The following is an 18,105-nucleotide window of genomic DNA, read 5'->3' as shown; positions in this document are numbered from 1 at the left end:
CCATCGGCACCGCCCTCCCATCCCATTGACACATCCGAATCCAGGAAATTTACCCATGACCCAAGCAGGCATTGAATTCAAGAACGTAGGCAAACGCTATGGCGGCGAGCGCTCGCCACTGGTCGTCAAAGGCATCAGCTTCACGGTACCCAAGGGCACGTTGACCACGATACTGGGCCCCTCCGGCTGCGGCAAAACCACCACGCTGCGCATGATCGCCGGCCTGGAAACGCCCAGCTCCGGCCAGATCTTCATCGATGGCCGCGATGTAACCCACCTCGGCCCGGCCGAGCGCAATGTCAGCATGGTGTTCCAGAGCTATGCGCTGTTCCCCCACATGAGCGTGCTGGAGAACGTGGGCTACGGCCTGAGCGTCAGCGGCATCAAACCCGCCGAAATTCTGGAGCGTGCCCACGCAGCCATGTCCGCCGTGGGGCTCAATGGCTACGACGACCGCCTGCCCAGCGAGCTGTCGGGTGGGCAACAGCAACGGGTGGCGGTAGCCCGGGCCCTGGTGCTCGAGCCCTCGGTGCTGCTGTTTGACGAGCCCTTGTCCAATCTGGATGCACGGCTGCGGCGCTCCATGCGGGAAGAAATCCGCGGACTGCAGCAGCGCCTGGGCCTGACCGTGGCCTATGTGACGCACGACCAGAGCGAGGCCCTGGCGGTCAGCGACCAGATCATCGTCATGGACCAGGGCCTGGTGGCGCAGGCGGGTACGCCTTCGGACCTATACGAACGCCCCTGCAGCGAATTCGTGGCCGGCTTCATGGGCGAAGCCATGCTGTTCCCAGGCCAGGCGTTTGCAGATGGCAGCGTGCAAGTAGGCGCGTTGCGCCTGAATGCGCTCCACCCGGTGAAGCCGGGGCCCATCAAAGCCGCCATACGGCCTGAAGCCTGGACGGTTGGACTGCCCAGCGACGGCGGGCTGGCAGGCGTGATCGCCAAGAAAGCCTATCTGGGCAGCATCTACGAGCTGACGGTGGACACCGGCCTGGGCCCTATCTTTGTGGTTTCGTCGGACATCGTGTCGGACTGGAAGTTGGGCGATGCCGTGTCCCTGAGCCTGCCCGCCCGCGGCATCTCGGTCGTACCCGCCTGACGGCGCCAGCACACATCGGCTGAACATGCTTTATCCACGCCGGCGCACCATCGCGGCTTTGGCCGCCTGTTTCTCTGCACTGCTGTTGCCGATACCGGCGCAGTCCAAGCCCTCTACGGGCCTGGTGTTTGGTCTGATATCGCCCAGGGCCTCGGACGAAACGCGAACGCATTGGGAGCCGTTCGTGAAGCGACTGGGCCTGGCTGTCCAGCAAGCGATACAGCTCAAGATTTACGAAAGCCAGAGCGATATCGTCCAGGCCTTCATTGCCGGCGAAATCGACATTGCCTGGATGGGCAATTTCCCGGCGCTGGAGATCGTGGAAAGTGGTGTGGGCGAAATATTTGCCCAAATGGTCACGCAAGACGAAAGCGTTGGCTACAAGTCCATCTTGGTGGCGCAACGCGATAGCCCCGTGCAGACGCTGGAACAGGTGCTGCAGCAGGCCAAAAACCTGCGCTTCGGTGACGGCGATGCCAAAAGCACCTCCGGCTATCTGGTGCCGCTGTACTTCGCGTTCCATAAAAGCGGAATCAACAACCCCAAGGCGATCTTCCGCTCCGTGGAAGTCGGCAGCCACCAGCAAAACCTGAAGAAAGTGGCCCAAGGGGAGGTCGATGTAGCCACGGCCAACAACGAGGAGCTGGCCTTTTTCCAACGCGACTTTCCAGCCTTGGCGCGCAAGCTGAAGCTTGTCTGGGAATCCCCGCTCATACCGCAGTCGCCCCTGCTCTGGAAAAGCCATCTGCCGCCGGACTTGAAAAAAGCCATCCAGAAATTCGTGATCGGCTTTGGCGCCAACCCTGCGGAGAAGCAGATCCTGCTGGCCGTCAATGGTTTGTCCAGATTCAGGCTCTCCAGCAACCGGCAACTGGTACCGATCGCGGACCTGGAAATGTTCAAGACCCGCCAGGCCATTGAAAACGACAAGACACAGTCCAACGGTGAGCGCCAACAGCGCATCAACGCGGCCATTGAACGCGGCTCCCACCTGGAACTCCGCCTCAAACAGATCAACCCCTAGGCTCTGCCAACCAGGAAACACCGCGATGTCCTCTGCACACACCTCTTATTCCTCGATTGCGCGCCGCCTGGGGCTTGGCTTTGCGGCCGTTCTGGCACTTTTACTGACGGTCGCGGTGGTCAGCGGCCTGGGCATGCAGAGCATGGCCCAGCAGCTGGACCGCATCACCGAAGTGAACGCCAACAAGATCCGGCTGGCCCGGGACTTGATGGACAACATCAACGCCCTAGCCTTGCACGTGCGCAATGTCACCTTGTTCACCGACATGCAGCAGATCGACTCCGAAGTCAAACAAGTCGCCGAGGCCAAGTCGCGTTATGAGCAGACGCAGTCACACCTGGTCGCCGCCATGGCCACAGACGAGGAAAAAGCCGCCCTGCAAGAAGTTGTGCAGATCAGCCAGCAAGCACTCCCCTTGATCGACCAGGCCGTGAGCCAAGGCAGCAGCGGCGACAGCACGGCGGCAGTCACCACCCTGACCAGCACGGTGCAGCAAGAAGAAACGCTGTGGCGCCAAAAGGTGGCCCTGCTGGTGGATTTGCAGGACCAACTCTCTCTGGACGCATCCAGTCTGGCAAAAACCCATCAACGCCATACGCTGATCACCATGCTGGCCCTGGTAGTGGTGTCGCTGGCTCTGGGCGGCGTGATTTCTTGGCGCATCACGCTCAGCGTGACAGCGCCTATCCAACGTGCAGTAGTGGTAGCCGAGCGGATTGCCCAATGCGATCTGACATCCTCCATCGATGTCAGCAGCGCAGACGAAACGGGGCGCTTGCTGGAGGCCATTCGTTTGATGCAAGACCGCATGAAGTCGCTGGTGAGTGAAATCTCGCACTCCGCAGACTCCATTCAAAACGCAAGTTCGGAGGTGGCCATCGGCACCCAGGATTTAAGCATCCGGACCGAGCAGACCTCCAGCAACCTGCAGCATGCCGCCGCGTCCATGGCCGAGCTGACCGACACGGTACGCCTGAGCGTGGACGCTGCCCACAGCGCCAATCAGTTGGCAAGCTCCGCGGCTACGCTGGCTGCTCGGGGCGGGTCGGCGGTGCTGCGTGTGGTCTCCACCATGGACGACATCCAAGCCAGCTCCCGCAAGATATCCGACATCACCAGCGTGATTGACGGCATAGCGTTTCAAACGAATATCCTGGCGCTCAATGCGGCTGTGGAGGCGGCCCGCGCTGGCGAACAAGGGCGGGGATTTGCCGTGGTCGCCAGCGAGGTACGCAATCTTGCGGGACGCGCGGCGGAAGCAGCCAAAGAGATCAAGGGGCTCATTGCCGCTTCGGTGGAGAAGGTGCAAACGGGCACCACTCTGGTGGGCGACGCGGGTCACGCCATGCAGGACATCGTTGATTCCGTGCAGCGCGTCTCTCACATGATTGGCGAAATTTCAGCCTCGTCCAGCGCGCAATCCGCGGGGATTGAACTCGTCAATGGCGCGGTGGCTCAGCTGGACCAGATGACGCAGCAAAACGCCGCGCTGGTGGAACAGTCCGCAGCGGCGGCCGAGTCCCTGCAAGAGCAGGCCCGCCAGCTGACACGCATGGTGGGCCAGTTTCATCTTGGCGGCGAGTCCCATGCCCACCGCCCTGTACTGGCTCGTCTGGCGGCACCGGGTTGAAGCGCGCAATCGCAAATGCTATTTAATTAATAGCTGCCAGCGCAGCTAATATCTGCGCTAGAGCCATTTTTCTTATACGTCGCGCTCTGGCAAATGTGAAAGGAGCCGACGCGTTTCTTCGGGGCAGTCTTGGCTTTTGTGGCGATTGCCGTAGTATCGAACCACATGGATGCCAAGCATCCCAACGGAGACAAACGATGACACGTGTTCGTGTTGAAGGCTTCACTATCTCGCTAGACGGATACGGCTCTGGTCCGCAGCAGGACATCCACAACCCACTGGGGTTGGGCGGAACCGAACTGCACCAGTGGCTGCTCCCTACCCGCACATTCCAGCGCGCCCTGTTCGGCAATGACGACGGCACGACCGGGGTGGACGAGGACTTCGCCGCCCGTGGCTTTCAAAACGTGGGGGCCTGGATTCTGGGACGGAATATGTTCGGCCCCATCCGTGGCGCCTGGCCGGACAACGACTGGAAGGGCTGGTGGGGAGACAGCCCGCCATACCACGTGCCCGTCTTCATCCTGACCCACCATGCGCGCGCGTCCATCACGATGGAAGGCGGCACGACCTTCCACTTCGTCACCGGCGGTATCCACGAAGCGCTCACCCGCGCACGCGAGGCGGCTGCCGGCAAGGACGTGAGGATCGGCGGTGGGCCAGACACCATTCGTCAGTATCTGCGTGAGGGCCTGATCGACGAACTGCACATCGCCATAACGCCGGTCCTGCTCGGCCAGGGAGAAGCGCTGTTCACAGGGCTGGACTTGCGGAGCCTGGGATACGCATGCGTTGAATCCGTGGCGTCGGAGAAAGCCACGCATGTCGTGCTGCGGCGCTTAAGCGCTCCCTGAAGGCGATGCTTCTGACAAGCCGCAGTTTTGGCTCGCACGTCGGTACCAGTTTTTCGAAATTTGCATTGCCGCTTTCGAGATTGGCGAAGGACGGCCATGAGCCCGTTGCAGTCTTTCGTTTTTACTAGCAGGGGTATATACCCCACCTTCACCGGCACGAGATGGGATTAACGGGATACAACAGACCCGTTTTCACTTTTGGCAACAGCCAAAGCCGCATGAACTATGGCGTTGTCCCAAACTTGGCGTTTGGTGATGTTGGGGCAGAAGTACTGCGCCCAATGGGCCTGGGGACAAAATCAGCTGCATTACATCCCTTGCTGCAGTCTGGAAAATGTGATGTCGGCAGTTGCTCTGGCGGCGGCCCGCCAGGTGGCGTCTGTTGAACGAGGGGTTGCTTGCCATTCGTGGTCGGGGGAGGGAATCGCACCGGCACTTTCGTGCGCAAGGCCTCGACCAATGCGGGGCTGGGAAATTGCGTGCTGCAGGGAGTGACTTGTTGGGATTCCAGGACGATTCGTTGCTCGCCGATCCTGAAGTTGGGGACACCGCACTGGGTGGTGACAGGTTTGGCTGAGAAGACTGTCCCTTTCTTCGAGCCCTTAAACGACTCCAAGACTTTAAACGTAACGTGATCACTAGGTGTAAAGCTTTCCACACGGGCAAGCACGATAAGTTCATTTCTCTCGTACACAACGCCCACCACAGACGCTAGAAGATCTGGAGTCGGGCAATCACAAGACCAAGCACTCGCCGAGGCGAACAGAGACGTGAACACGACCAACGCTGTTTTTACGAGTTCGCGCGTTGCTGGGCGTGAAATCTTCTCGCCATATACCGAGCAGCGGTAGCCGCCTATCTCCCCTGTCTCAAATTCTGCCAGCGGCATATTTGCCCCAAAAACCTCAGTATCACCGATGCGGCCCGAATGCACAGCCACCCGGCAAGGGGATGGGGTCACCTCATCGAAGTGTTGCGGCTTTCAAGCCGAGCACGGGCAAATGCAATCATTAGCTGTACGCGCCAAGTTCGATTTGCGCCGCGCGCCGCTTGTCGATAGACAACATCGGCCTCATGGGTCTTTCCGGCTGATCGCGATACAGCAAACCATGTAGATAACAGCTTTTCAGATGGTGTCATGATGGCTCCAAGGTTGAAAGTGCCCATCATGAAGGGGCGCCCTCGCAAATGCATCAGGCGAATTTTCTAACCCCAAAACTAGAGTGCTAGATGAAAATTCACCTCTTGACATACGTTCTGCCGGCAACGGGGATGGGAATTGCCCCATGACCCGAAAGACTGCTCTTGGCCGCATTCTGCCCCACGCCGGTTGCCTTCAGTGGACCCTTTTCAGACATTCCGTTTCTGCTGAGCAGTCACTAGAACAAGTTGCTCTAGTTGATGTTTTGTCCAGGGAAATTACTCCGAAGACTTCGCGGATGACCAACTTTTTTGAACTATCAGGATAGCCGCTGCCACCAATAGCAATGTCGTCGACCCAAATACCAGAAAGACAAAAACGCCGCCCTTTCCTGAGAGAAGTCCAATAGCGTCCAGAAGCCAATAGGTGGCGAAAAGCACACCAAACAACACTAGCCACATGGGCCGCGTTACAGTATCGGGAGACCGCTCTCTACCCTGTTCGGCAACGTCCGAACACATGGGGCGCGGTACAGCATCAGGAGACCGATCTCTACCCTGTTCAGCAACGCCCGAAGATGTGAGCTGCCAACGAAAAGTCTTGAAGTACCAGATGCAGCCCAACCAACAGGAGAACGCAAGGCCAATATTCATTGGCGAAGCTGATTTGACCGCAAGAACAGAGACGGTCGAGGCAAGCGCTGCACCAACGAGCATGCATGCTACAAACGAAATTCGATATCTCAGCAACAGAATACGTTGGCTCAATTGACTTAGCTCCTAGGTGACCGCTTCTGGCCGAGGCTGTGTGAAAACAGAAATCGTATCAGCGCATTCCGGCGGCTTGGCTGACACTGGTTCGGGTCAGTCCCCAAACTGCATGACAGCCAAACCACTGCCACTTACTTCTCCGCCTGCTTCACCGACTCCGCCATGTCGATAGAGATCTTGTTCAAGGCCTCGTCCACGCTCATTTCACCCACGATGGCCTGGGTTACCCGGGTCACGGTGGGCAGCATGATGGCGCGGTTGTACTTGTAGCCCTGGAACTGGTAGGCGGCTGGGGACAAGCGGGGCACCTCGCTGGTGAACACACCCAGCGCCGCCTTCACCGCGGGCGAGGCGGTGTAGCTCACACCTTTTTGGGCCAGGCCAGCGTGGGCCGGGATGTTCTCGGTCTTGGTGGTGAACTCGGCGTAGTTGGCCTCCTGGGCCAGAAAGTCCAGGAACTGGCCCACTTCCTTGGGCGACTTGGTGCCCTTGATGGCCACAAAAGCCGGCCCGCCGGGGATGCCGGTGCAGGCCGCCACGCCACAGGGGTTGGGCACGGCCACCCAGTCAAAACTCTTGCCGATCTGCGCCTCCATGCGGCGGATCTGCCAGGAGCCCGACAGGTACACCACGATGCGGCCGTTCTTGAATTCCTCGAACGCGTCGCGGTAGGTCGAGCCGCCGGCGCCGCCCCACACCTCCTTGGGCATGGTGCCGTCCTTGTGCCAGGCGACAAACTTCTGCACCGTGGTCTTGTAGCCATCGTCCAGAGCCAGCTGGCCCTTGGCATCGAAAATCTTGGCGCCATTGCTGATGGCCGCGCCCACAAAGCGGTGGCCAGAGCGGTCCCAGGCCATGGCGGCCGGGGTTTCTGTGGCCTTGGCCACCTTGCGCGCGGCATCGGCCCAGGCGTCCCAACTGGCCTTGGGGCCAGGCAACGGGATGTTGGCCTGCTCGAACAGCGTCTTGTTCACAAAAGGGCCGGTCACGGTGAGCTGCGTCACCATGCCGTAAATGCCTTTGTCGCTGGCGTTAGGCCGCATCCACGGCAGGGTGCGGCCAAAGTTGCGCTCCCAGTAGGCGGGGTCTTTAACGTAGGGGCGGATGTCCAGGTAGTACTTGGACAGCCCCCCCAGGTCCGCCACGCGCGCAATATCCGGCCCCTGGCCGGTGGCCAGCTGTACCGGCAGCTGCTCCACCACGGTCTTGTAGGGCACTTTGTCCAGGTTCACCTTGGTGCCGGGGTTCTGCGCTTCAAAGCGTTTAATGAGTTCAGCGGTGACGTCGCACTCGTTGCCATCCTGGTAGCACTGGACCCGGATATCGGCAGCCGCCGCCACGCCACCGGCACCGGCACCGGCCAGCAACAGCGCTAGCAAGGAGGGGCGGAATGCGAACGCCATTGCAGCGCGAGAGCAACGAGGTGTATTCATGATGATGTGAAGAAAGGTGGGAGTAATACAAAAGAGACGATCATCGCAGTTTGCAAAGTCTTGATTGCTTATATACAAAGACCTGGATTGCTCTAAGAGCGTGTTCACGATGGGCCAAATCAAACCGACTAAAGTACAGGCCATGCATGAAGTTCCCCACGTAGTTCTGTGCGAAGGCTGCGATGCTGCGTACCCCCAGCCCCGGCTGCAACCGCAGCAGATCGCCCAGTGCCCGCGCTGCGGCACCGAGCTGGACCGCCACACCGGCAGCCAGTCGCAGCGCCTGCTGCCCCTGGCGATCGCCGGGCTGCTGATGTTTGCCGTGGCCAATCTATTCCCCATCGTCGAAATGGTGCTGGCCGGCCAACACAGCGAAACCACCCTGCTGGGTGCGGTCATGGTGCTCACCGGCGAAGACATGACCAGCGTGGCCCTGCTGGTGCTGGCCACCACCATGGTGTTTCCGCTGCTGCAATTGCTGATCCTGATTTATGTGCTGGTGCCGCTGGCGGGCCAGCGCAAGCCGCTGGGCTTTGCCTGGCTGGTACGCGTGCTGCAGTCGCTGCAGCCCTGGGGCATGGTCGAAGTGTTCATGCTCGGGGTGCTGGTGGCCATCGTCAAGCTCAGCAGCTCTGCCGAGGTGATCGTCGGCCCGGCCCTGGGTGCATTTGTGGCGCTGACCGTGCTGCTCACCGCCCTGCTGTCGTTCCAGCCGCGCAATCTCTGGCATATGGCCTTTGCCGCAGCGGCGGAGCCGGACGCATGAGCGCACCCAGCACGCCCCCCACCGGCAGCAGCCTGGGCCTGACCGCCTGCCACCATTGCGGTACCGTGTGGAAGGACGCCAGCAACGGCAGCCGCTGCAGCCACTGCGGCACCGCCCTGCACCAGCGCAAAGCCCATAGCCTGCAGCGCACCTGGGCCCTGCTGCTGGCAGCGCTGGTGATGTACATCCCGGCGAATATGCTGCCGGTAATGGTCAGCAGCAGCCTGATCAAAACCCAGACCGACACCATCCTCAGCGGCGTGATCTACTTTTGGGTTACCGGCGCCTGGGGCCTGGCGGTGGTGGTCTTCGTGGCCAGTTTCATCGTGCCGCTGTTCAAGCTGGCGGCCTTGCTGCTGCTGGTCATAACCGCGCAACGCCGCAGCAGTTGGCGGCGCAGCGAGCGCACCAAGCTGTACCGCATCGTCGAGCTGATAGGCCGCTGGTCCATGCTGGACGTGTTTGTGGTGACGCTGATGGCCGGTGTGGTGCGCATCGAAGGCTTTGCCGAAATCACCGCGGGCATAGGCATTGCTGCATTCGCCGCCGTGGTGGTGCTGACCATGCTGGCGGCACTCAGTTTCGACCCCCGCTTGATCTGGGACGGCGCGGATGCTCCAGCCCCAACGGTACACATTTCAGAACCAATCCCCGCAGACAATCCACCGCATGGCCAACACTCCCAGTCCTGACACCCCGCCCGACCTGCCCACGCCCGTGGTGCGCCGCAGCCGCGAATGGCTACCCTCGCTGATCTGGCTGATCCCCATCGTGGCCGCGCTGGTCGGCCTGACCCTTGTGGTCAAGACCGTGCTGAGCCGCGGGCCGCAAATCCAGATCAGCTTCGCCACAGCCGAAGGTCTGGTGGCTGGCAAAACCAAGGTCAAGTACAAAGAGGTGGACATAGGCGCCGTCACCGCCATCACCTTGGCCGAAGACCGCTCGCGCGTGCTCGTCACCGTGCAGCTGCAAAAGGAAGCCAAGAGCTTCACCGCCACCGACACCCGGTTCTGGGTGATACGCCCGCGCCTGGACGCGGCCGGCGTCAGCGGCCTGGGCACGCTGCTGTCGGGTGCCTATATCCGCGCAGATGCGGGTGCCTCGGACGACACCAGCAGCAAGTTCACGGGGTTGGAAGCGGCACCCATCGTGACCCGCGACTCGGCGGGCCGGCAGTTCGAGCTGCATGCCAGCAATATCGGCTCGCTGGACGTCGGCTCGCCGCTGTACTTTCGGCGCATCAAGGTCGGCCAGGTGGCGGCTTACGCGCTGGACCCCGACGGCAAGGGCGTGACGCTGCGGGTGTTTGTGAACACGCCGTATGAAAAGTTTGTGGGTGCCAACACCCGCTTCTGGCATGCCAGCGGCGTGGACGTGGAAGTCAACTCCAGCGGCTTCAAGGTGCGCACCCAGTCGCTGGCCACGGTGGTGACAGGCGGCATTGCCATGCAGGCGCCGGACGACCAGCCCGGCCCACAGGCCACCGAGAACACCAGCTTCGCTCTGGCCGAGGACGAAACCCACGCCATGAAGGCGCCAGACGGCCCGGCGCGCACCGTGCTGCTGCATTTCAACCAGTCCTTGCGCGGCCTGGCGCCCGGCGCGACGGTGGACTTCCGCGGTGTGGTGCTGGGCGAGGTCAAATCCATAGGCGTGGAGTTCAACAAGGCCCAGCGTGAATTCAGCATGCCGGTATTGGTCGAGGTCTACCCCGACCGGCTGCGCAGCGACGTCCAGGTCGACTCCGAGAAGCGCCTGCAAGAGCTGGTGGACAAGGGCCTGCGCGCCCAGCTGCGTACCGGTAACCTGCTGACCGGCCAGGTCTATGTGGCGCTGGACTTCTTCCCCAAGGCCGCGCCCGCCAGACTGCGGGTGGTGGATGGCACGGTGGAACTACCGACCCAAGCCAACAGCCTGGACGAACTGCAGACCCAGATCGCGGAAATCGTCGCCAAGATCAACAAAGTGCCTTTCGAGCAGCTGAGCAATGACCTGCACAAAACCCTGACCAGCCTGGACGGCACGCTAAGCAATGCCGAGCAACTGGTGAAAAACCTGAACCAGGACGTAGCCCCCGAAATCACCGCCGCCATGAAGGACGTGCGCAGCACCCTGGCCACCGCCAACAAGGCGCTGGGCTCGGCCGACCGCGCGCTGTCCGACGACGCGCCACTGCAACAAGACCTGCGCCAGACCCTGCGCGAGGTGAACCGCGCCGCCGCATCCGTGAAGGTGCTGACCGACTACCTGGAGCGCCACCCCGAGTCGCTGCTGCGTGGCAAATCCGAGGAAAAGAAATGAAGACGACCACCCTGCTGGCCCCGATGGCCATGGCAGTCGCGCTATCCGCCACCCTGGCAGGCTGCGCCAGCGCCCCGCCGGTGCACTATTACAGCCTGAGTGGCACACTGCCCGCCCCTACCTCGACCAGCAGCAAGCCGCTGCTGGTCGAGCTGCAACCACTGGCCCTGCCTGAACGCCTGGCGCGACCGCAGATGGTGGTGCGCACCGCCAGCGGGCAGCTGGAGATACTGGACCAACACCGCTGGTCAGCACCGTTCAACACCGAGCTGCGCGACGCGCTGGCCGCCGGCATCACCCAGCCGCTGGGCGCCATCGACGTATCCAACGGCGGGCGCCTGGCCGGCCAGCCGGTGTACCGCGTGGCCGTGCAGCTACGCCAATGGGAGGCGGTGGAAAACAGCCGTATTGAGGCCAGCTTCAGCTGGACCATCCGCCGATCCGACGATGCCCGCAACCTGGCCTGCCAGTGGAGCCAGTCCGAACCCGTGGGCCTGGGCACCGAGGCCCTGGCACAAGGTGCACAACGCCTGACCGCCCGCGCCGCGCAAAGCATGGCAGCCGCCCTGGCGGCACTGGATGCAGACGCCAGTGCCAAATGCCCAACATAGCGCTTGCTATGCTTTAAATAGCTGCCTGCGCAGACAATATCTGCGCCAGCGGCCATTTTCATCACCAATACTATTACACCGACTCTGGCGGAAGCGAGCCCGCCAGGGCCAGCGTCAGGTGCTTTAAAAATGCCTGGGCCGCCTGTGACAAGCTGTGGCCCACGGCGGTTTGCACCTCCACATTACGCAGGTCCAGACTGCGGTCCCGGATGCGCACGCTGGCCAGCTCCTGGCGGACCGCCTGGTAGCGCACCGATATCTCCCCCGAGATCGTGACGCTGTCCGGATGGTGCCGCAAAATGCCCTCCAGGCTGCTGAAGTAGCTGCTGGTCACCACCGGCTCCACCCGCAAACCTTGCAGGCTGCAGGCCAGGTCGAACAGCTGGCGCACCGTGGTGTTGGACTCTGGCAGTACCAAAGGGTAGGCCAGTACCTGCGACAGACTGACGCTTTTGAACTGCGCCAGCGGATGGCCGAAACGCACGGCCGCCATCACGGGCGAGGGTTGCCTATGCTCCACCCGGATGCCACTTTCGGCCTGGCGGCTCATGGTGATGCCAATGTCGGCGTCGCCCAGCAGGATGCGGCGCGTGCATTCACTTGGAGGGTGCACCCCCAGGTGGAACTGGATGCCCGGGTGTTGCAGCAGAAATTCGCTGATCACCTTGGGTATGAATTCCGCTGCAAAGCCCTCGTTGCTCACCAGCCTGACGCGCCCACGCTGCATGCCCTGCAAGGCCTGTATGTCGTGCACCACGCGCTCCGAGTCATGGGCCAGCTTGAGGGCATGCACGGCCAGCACCTCGCCCGCAGCGCTGGGCACCATGCCGCGCGGATGGCGGTCAAACAGGGGGATGCCGAACAAGTCTTCCAGATGGGTGATCTGGCGGCTGATGGCCGAGCCGGCCACGTTCAGGCGCTGCGAGGCCTCGGCAATCGAGCCGGTGCGCACCACCTCCAGGAAATAGCGCAGCGCCGTGTCTTGCAACTGCTTGGCGATCAAAGGAGGGTGGTTCATGCGCATTGGTCCATTGCCATTTAGGCAACGGAATCATACGTAATCTATAAGGATTCGAATGCACCTGCGGTCTGCTTCTTGCACAAGAATGGGAAAACCAACCCACGCCACCAAGAAAGACTTTGAAATGAAGCAGTTAATCTCCACCATGGTGCATCACACAAGCCTGGCCCTCGCCATCGGCATCGCCAGCACGGCCGCGCATGCGGGCAAGGCCAACGATACCTTGGTCTACGCGTCAGACAACGAGGTTGAAAACGTGAGCCCGTACCACAACAATATGCGCGAGGGCGTGGTGCTGGCCAATATGGCGTGGGACACACTGATTTATCGCGACCCAACCACGGGCGAGTTCAAGCCCCAGCTGGCCACCGCGTGGAAGTGGGAATCACCCACGGCGATTTTGCTCACCCTGCGCCAGGGCGTGACCTTTCACAACGGCGATAAATTCAGCGCCGACGACGTGGCCTACACCTTCAATGTGGTGACCGCCCCGGAAGCCAAAATCGCCACCCGCCAAAACACCGGCTGGATCAAAAACGTAGACAAGCTGGGCGACTACCAGGTGCGCATCAATCTGAAGGCGCCCTTCCCCGCTGCACTGGACTACCTGGCCGGCCCCACGCCCATCTACCCCGGTGCCTACATGAAAAAGGTGGGCCTGGAGGGCTATAGCAAAGCCCCCATCGGTACCGGTCCGTACAAAATTTCCGCCGTGGTCCCCGGCCAGGGCGTCACCATGGTCAAGAACCCCAGCTACTTCAAGGACAGCCCGCTCGGCCAGCCCAAGATAGGCACCATCAAATTTGTGGTGATACGCGACCCCGAAGCGCGTGCCGCGCAGCTGATGACAGGCGCCGTGGACTGGATCTGGCGGGTGCCGTCGGACCAGGCTGAGTCGCTCAAGTCCATGCCCAATACCTCGGTGTTGAGCGGCGAAACCATGCGCATTGGATTTCTGACCATGAATGCCAACGGCACCACGCCCGAGGCCCTGCCGTTCAAAGATGTGCGTGTGCGCCAAGCGGTCAACCTGGCCATCAACCGCAAGGGTCTGGCCGACAGCCTGGTGCGCGGCGGCAGCCAACCGGTGTTTGCGCCCTGCTTCCGCACCCAGTTTGGCTGCGATACCGAGAAAGTGGTGAAGTACAGCTACGACCCCGCCAAGGCCAAGGCCCTGCTGGCCGCGGCCGGCTACCCCAACGGCTTTGATACCGATCTGTGGGCCTACCGCGAGCGCGAATATGCCGAGTCGATGGTGGGTGACCTGCGCAAGATTGGCATCCGCGCCCGCCTGCATTTTGTGCAATACCCAGTGCTGCGCACCGAGGTGTATTCGGGCCGCGCACCACTGACCTTCCAGGCCTGGGGCTCCTTCTCCATCAACGATGCGTCGGCCTTTGTCGGCAACTTCTTTGAAGGCGGCCCGGACGACACCAGCAAAGACCCGCAAGTAATTGCACTGCTGCAAACCGCCGATGCCTCCATGGACAAGGTCGAGCGCAAGAAAAAGTATGCGCAGGCCCTGCAACGCATCAGCGAGCAGGCCTATATGGCGCCGCTGTTCTCCTACTCGACCAACTATGTGTTCACGCAGGACCTGAAGTTCAGCGCCCAAGCGGATGAGCTGCCCCGTTTCGTCCAGGCCAGCTGGAAATAAGCCGTAGCCAGGCATGCCGCCGCCGAGGCGGGCCTGGTCTTGTGCCTCTATTCACACTTATCGGGCATACCCATGCTGCAATACATCTTTCGCCGCCTGCTGGTGGCCATGAGCGTCATGCTGACGGTCGCCGTCGTCAGCTTCATGCTGCTCCATCTGTCGGGCGACCTGGCAGCCGCCATCGCCGGGCCGGAAGCGAACTCGGCCGCAATTGAAGAAGTCCGCATCCAGTATGGACTCAACCGTCCCATCACCCTGCAATTTGTGGACTGGCTGTGGTCGGCGGCGCACCTGGATTTCGGGCGCTCGTTTTTCTTCCAGAACACCGTGATGGAACTCATAGGCGAGCGCCTGCCCATCACCCTGAAACTGGGCGGCATTGCCTTGCTGCTGGCGGTGTCCGTCGCCATACCGCTGGGTGTGCTGGCCGCCGTCTACCGCGACACATGGATTGACCGACTGGCGCTGATGGTGGCCGTGGTGGGCCAGGCCATGCCGAACTTCTGGTTCGCGCTGACGCTGATCCTGGTGTTCGCCGTGGGTCTGCACTGGCTGCCGGTCGCGGGCAACACCACCTGGCAACACTTCGTGCTGCCTGCAGTCGCGCTGGGCTACTACGCCATGCCGTCGCTGATGCGCCTGACCCGCGCCGGCATGCTGGACGTGCTGGGCGCGGACTACATCCGCACCGCACGCGCCAAGGGCCTGAGCCCGGCACGCGTGATCTTCAAGCACGCGCTGCGCAACGCCATCATCCCCGTGGTGGCCCTGGCGGCGGTGGAGCTCGGCTTCATGCTGGGTGGCTCGGTGGTCATCGAGTCGGTGTACTCCATGCAAGGCCTGGGACAGCTGGCCTGGGACTCCATCTCGCGCAACGACTACCCGGTGGTCCAGGCCGTGGTGCTGATCATTGCCGTGTTCTACATCGGCCTGACGTTTCTGGCCGACGTGTTCAACGCCGCGCTCGATCCCCGTATGCGTACCCGTTAGCCCCCAGAGGAACACAGCATGACATCCTCCACCCTTTCCGCTCCCGCCAAGGGACTGGCGCTGCCCTTGCCGCCCACACCCGCTTGGCGGCGCAGCCTGCAGCGCGTGCTGGGCCACCGGAGCCTGACATTGGGCAGCATCCTGCTGGGCCTGGCGGTGATTGCCGCCCTGTTTGCCCCCTGGCTCAGCCCGCACGACCCCTATGCCCAAGACGTCAGCCAACGCCTGATACCGCCGTTCTGGCATGCCAAAGGCAGCTGGGAACATGTGCTCGGCACCGACAAGCTGGGCCGCGACTACCTCAGCCGCCTATTGTTCGGCGCGCGGGTGTCGCTCACCATCGGAGTGGTCACCGCCCTGGTGGCGGGGCTGATAGGTGTCACCATGGGCGTGCTGGCCGGCTACTTCGGTGGCCGTGTGGATGCGGTGGTGAGCTACATCATCACCACCCGCCTGGCCATGCCTGTGGTGCTGGTGGCACTGGCAACAGCCTCGCTGGTGGGCGGCTCGCTGCAGGTGGTCATCGTGTTGCTGGGGCTCTTGCTGTGGGACCGCTTTGCCATCGTCACGCGCTCGGCCACACAGCAGCTGCGCGATGCCGAATTCATCGCCGCCGCCAAGTCATTGGGCGCCTCCACGCCCTACATCCTGCTGCGCGAGCTGCTACCCAACCTGATGGGGCCGCTTACCGTGGTGGCCACCCTGGAGATGGCGCACGCGATTCTGCTGGAGTCCACCCTGTCGTTCCTGGGCCTGGGCGTGCAGCCACCCACACCCTCCTGGGGCCTGATGGTGGCGGAAGGCAAGGCCTATATGTTCTTCCAGCCCTGGGTGATTCTGGTGCCGGGCGTGGTGCTGGCGCTGCTGGTGCTGGCCATCAACCTGGTGGGCGACGGCCTGCGTGACCTCACCGCCCCCGACGGTCGCAACTGAAGAAAGCCATCATGGAAACTCTGTTAGACGTTAAAAACCTGCGCGTGGACCTGCCCACCCCCAACGGCATGCTGCATGCCGTGCGTGGCATAGACCTGCAGGTGCAGCGCGGTGAAATGCTGTGCCTGGTGGGTGAATCAGGCTGCGGCAAATCCATGACCTCACTGGCGCTGATGGGCTTGCTGCCCCGCAAAGCCCAGCGCAGCGCCGACCACATCCGCTTCGATGGCATCGACCTGCAAACCCTGCCAGAGCGGCAGGTAGCCGCATTGCGCGGCGCGCGCATGTCCATGATCTTCCAGGAGCCGATGACCGCGCTCAACCCCTCCTACACACTGGGCGACCAGTTGTGCGAGGCCTTGCGGGCGCACCGCAAGGTCAGCGTGGCGCAGGCCCGCGAACGCGCGGTCTACCTGCTGGAGCGGGCAGGCGTGCCGCAGGCAGCCGATCGCTTGCGGCAGTACCCGCACCAACTGTCCGGCGGGCTGCGCCAGCGCGTGGTGATTGCCATGGCCTTGATGTGCGAGCCCGACCTGATCATTGCGGACGAACCCACCACCGCGCTGGACGTGACCATCCAGGCGCAAATCCTGCGCCTGATACGCGAGCTGCAAAAAGAGTTTGGCACCGCCGTGGTCTTTATCACCCACGACCTGGGTGTGGTGGCGCGCATTGCCGACCGCGTGGCGGTGATGTACGCCGGTGAGGTGGTAGAGACAGCACCCGTGGCCGAGCTGTTTGCCCATCCCAGCCACCCCTACACACGCGGCCTATTGAACTGCATACCCGTGCGTGGCAAAACCCTGCCGGGCAGCCACCTGCAAGCCATTCCTGGCGTGGTGCCCAGCCTGGTGGGCGAGGTGCAAGGCTGTGCCTTTGCCAACCGTTGCCCCCAGATCCAAGCCGCCTGCAGCCACAGCGTGCCCTACGCCCTGCTGCCGGGCCAACACGCCGTGCGCTGCGTTGCAGCCACGCCCTACCCCACACTGGCAGAGGCTGCATGATGCGCAAGACACCAACACCGCCCGTGACCGGCAGCGAAGACATTGCGCTGGAGCTGTGCGCACTAAACCGCGTGTTCAAACTCAAGCGCGGGTTGTTCAGCGCCCCGGGTGAAATCAAGGCCGTCAACAACGTATCGCTGCGCATACGCAAGGGCGAAACGCTGGGCCTGGTGGGTGAATCCGGCTGCGGCAAAAGCACCTTGGCCAAGATGCTGCTGGGGCTGATGGAGCCCAGCTCGGGCAACGTGCTGGTCAACGGCCGCGAAATCGACCCCAGCCAGCGCCGCGCCCTGGCCCGCCATATCCAGCCCATCTTCCAGGACCCGTATTCGTCGCTCAACCCGCGCCGCACCGTGGCCGACATCGTGCGCGTGCCACTGGCGTTGCACCAGGTAGGCAGCACGCAGGAGCAGGAGCGCAAGGTGCGAGACATGCTGGACCTGGTGGGCATGCCCGAGCGCACCCACAAGCAGTACCCCAACCAGCTCTCTGGTGGCCAGCGCCAGCGGGTGGCCATTGCGCGGGCACTGGTGTTGCGCCCGGATATTCTGGTGTGCGACGAACCTACGTCGGCGCTGGATGTATCGGTGCAAGCGCAGATTTTGAATCTGCTGCTGGACCTGAAAGCCGAGTTTGGCTTGACTTACTTCTTCATCAGCCACGACCTGGGCGTGGTGGAGCACCTGGTAGACCGCGTGGCCGTAATGCACAAGGGCTCCATCGTGGAGCTGGGCAGCCGCGAGCAGATCTTCAGCCGACCCGAACACCCCTACACCCGCATGCTGCTGGCATCTGCGCTGACGCCAGAGCCCGGCCTGGGCATTCCCGACATCGCCCGCGAAGCCATCGCCTAAGACCTTATTTGACC

At 62.3% G+C, this 18,105-nt stretch carries 16 protein-coding genes; 13 read left to right on the top strand and 3 right to left on the bottom strand.

The annotated features are described in order from the left end of the window. Window positions 1–55 precede the first annotated feature (55 nt). From AC07R0_RS05130 to AC07R0_RS05115, 4 genes are all read left to right on the top strand, one after another. Window positions 56–1,102, top strand: coding sequence for an ABC transporter ATP-binding protein (locus AC07R0_RS05130; RefSeq protein ID WP_495104046.1), 1,047 nt, complete (start codon window positions 56–58; stop codon window positions 1,100–1,102). A 25-nt stretch (window positions 1,103–1,127) separates the two neighbouring features. Continuing rightward, the gene (phnD, locus tag AC07R0_RS05125; protein WP_495104045.1) at window positions 1,128–2,126 is read left to right on the top strand and encodes a phosphate/phosphite/phosphonate ABC transporter substrate-binding protein; all 999 of its coding nucleotides are present in this window, start codon (window positions 1,128–1,130) and stop codon (window positions 2,124–2,126) included. A gap of 25 nt (window positions 2,127–2,151) precedes the next feature. After that, the gene (locus AC07R0_RS05120) at window positions 2,152–3,756 is read left to right on the top strand and encodes a methyl-accepting chemotaxis protein (RefSeq protein WP_495104044.1); all 1,605 of its coding nucleotides are present in this window, start codon (window positions 2,152–2,154) and stop codon (window positions 3,754–3,756) included. A gap of 197 nt (window positions 3,757–3,953) precedes the next feature. Beyond that, a complete protein-coding gene (locus tag AC07R0_RS05115) occupies window positions 3,954–4,610 on the top strand; it encodes a dihydrofolate reductase family protein (protein WP_495104043.1) in 657 nt (218 codons plus the stop codon). 957 nt (window positions 4,611–5,567) lie between these two features. Here AC07R0_RS05115 and AC07R0_RS05110 read toward each other — a convergent pair. Together AC07R0_RS05110 and AC07R0_RS05105 are read right to left on the bottom strand one after the other, a co-directional pair. Continuing rightward, window positions 5,568–5,750: a hypothetical protein gene (locus tag AC07R0_RS05110; protein WP_495104042.1), complete on the bottom strand. Its 183-nt coding sequence runs from the start codon at window positions 5,748–5,750 to the stop codon at window positions 5,568–5,570. A 902-nt stretch (window positions 5,751–6,652) separates the two neighbouring features. Further along, window positions 6,653–7,924, bottom strand: coding sequence for an ABC transporter substrate-binding protein (locus tag AC07R0_RS05105; protein WP_495104041.1), 1,272 nt, complete (start codon window positions 7,922–7,924; stop codon window positions 6,653–6,655). A gap of 172 nt (window positions 7,925–8,096) precedes the next feature. On the opposite strand from AC07R0_RS05105, the gene AC07R0_RS05100 reads away from it, so the two are divergent. The 4 genes from AC07R0_RS05100 to AC07R0_RS05085 are packed head-to-tail and all read left to right on the top strand — an operon-like array spanning window position 8,097 to window position 11,632. After that, the gene (locus tag AC07R0_RS05100) at window positions 8,097–8,720 is read left to right on the top strand and encodes a paraquat-inducible protein A (protein WP_495076013.1); all 624 of its coding nucleotides are present in this window, start codon (window positions 8,097–8,099) and stop codon (window positions 8,718–8,720) included. Beyond that, window positions 8,717–9,412, top strand: coding sequence for a paraquat-inducible protein A (locus AC07R0_RS05095; RefSeq protein ID WP_495104040.1), 696 nt, complete (start codon window positions 8,717–8,719; stop codon window positions 9,410–9,412). Before AC07R0_RS05100 ends, AC07R0_RS05095 begins: the two co-directional genes overlap by 4 nt. Continuing rightward, entirely contained in the window at window positions 9,390–11,021 is a 1,632-nt protein-coding gene (locus AC07R0_RS05090) for a PqiB family protein (RefSeq protein ID WP_495076015.1), read from the top strand. The genes AC07R0_RS05095 and AC07R0_RS05090 overlap by 23 nt, the downstream gene beginning before the upstream one ends. Further along, on the top strand, window positions 11,018–11,632 hold the full coding sequence (locus AC07R0_RS05085) for a PqiC family protein (RefSeq protein ID WP_495104039.1): 615 nt from the start codon (window positions 11,018–11,020) through the stop codon (window positions 11,630–11,632). Before AC07R0_RS05090 ends, AC07R0_RS05085 begins: the two co-directional genes overlap by 4 nt. A 73-nt stretch (window positions 11,633–11,705) precedes the next feature. Here the strand turns inward: AC07R0_RS05085 and AC07R0_RS05080 are convergent, their stop codons facing one another. After that, window positions 11,706–12,650, bottom strand: a complete 945-nt coding sequence (locus tag AC07R0_RS05080; protein WP_495104038.1) for a LysR family transcriptional regulator — start codon at window positions 12,648–12,650, stop codon at window positions 11,706–11,708. A 127-nt stretch (window positions 12,651–12,777) separates the two neighbouring features. Here AC07R0_RS05080 and AC07R0_RS05075 point away from each other — a divergent pair, with 127 nt between their 5' ends. The 5 genes from AC07R0_RS05075 (at window position 12,778) to AC07R0_RS05055 (ending at window position 18,091) form a co-directional block, all read left to right on the top strand. Then, window positions 12,778–14,310 (top strand): ABC transporter substrate-binding protein, encoded by a 1,533-nt coding sequence (locus AC07R0_RS05075; protein ID WP_495104037.1) that lies wholly within the window; start codon window positions 12,778–12,780, stop codon window positions 14,308–14,310. A gap of 72 nt (window positions 14,311–14,382) precedes the next feature. Further along, window positions 14,383–15,300 (top strand): ABC transporter permease, encoded by a 918-nt coding sequence (locus AC07R0_RS05070; RefSeq protein ID WP_495104036.1) that lies wholly within the window; start codon window positions 14,383–14,385, stop codon window positions 15,298–15,300. An 18-nt stretch (window positions 15,301–15,318) separates the two neighbouring features. Beyond that, window positions 15,319–16,233 (top strand): ABC transporter permease, encoded by a 915-nt coding sequence (locus AC07R0_RS05065; protein ID WP_495104035.1) that lies wholly within the window; start codon window positions 15,319–15,321, stop codon window positions 16,231–16,233. 11 nt (window positions 16,234–16,244) lie between these two features. Further along, window positions 16,245–17,237 (top strand): ABC transporter ATP-binding protein, encoded by a 993-nt coding sequence (locus tag AC07R0_RS05060; protein WP_495104034.1) that lies wholly within the window; start codon window positions 16,245–16,247, stop codon window positions 17,235–17,237. After that, complete coding sequence (locus AC07R0_RS05055; protein ID WP_495076022.1) at window positions 17,237–18,091, top strand: ATP-binding cassette domain-containing protein; 855 nt, start codon at window positions 17,237–17,239, stop codon at window positions 18,089–18,091. The genes AC07R0_RS05060 and AC07R0_RS05055 overlap by 1 nt, the downstream gene beginning before the upstream one ends. Window positions 18,092–18,105 lie beyond the last annotated feature (14 nt).

It is taken from the genome of Rhodoferax sp. GW821-FHT07F03, assembly GCF_059418745.1.
The sequence above is the reverse complement of the archived record's forward strand: the minus strand, read 5'-3'. Positions and strand labels throughout refer to the sequence as shown.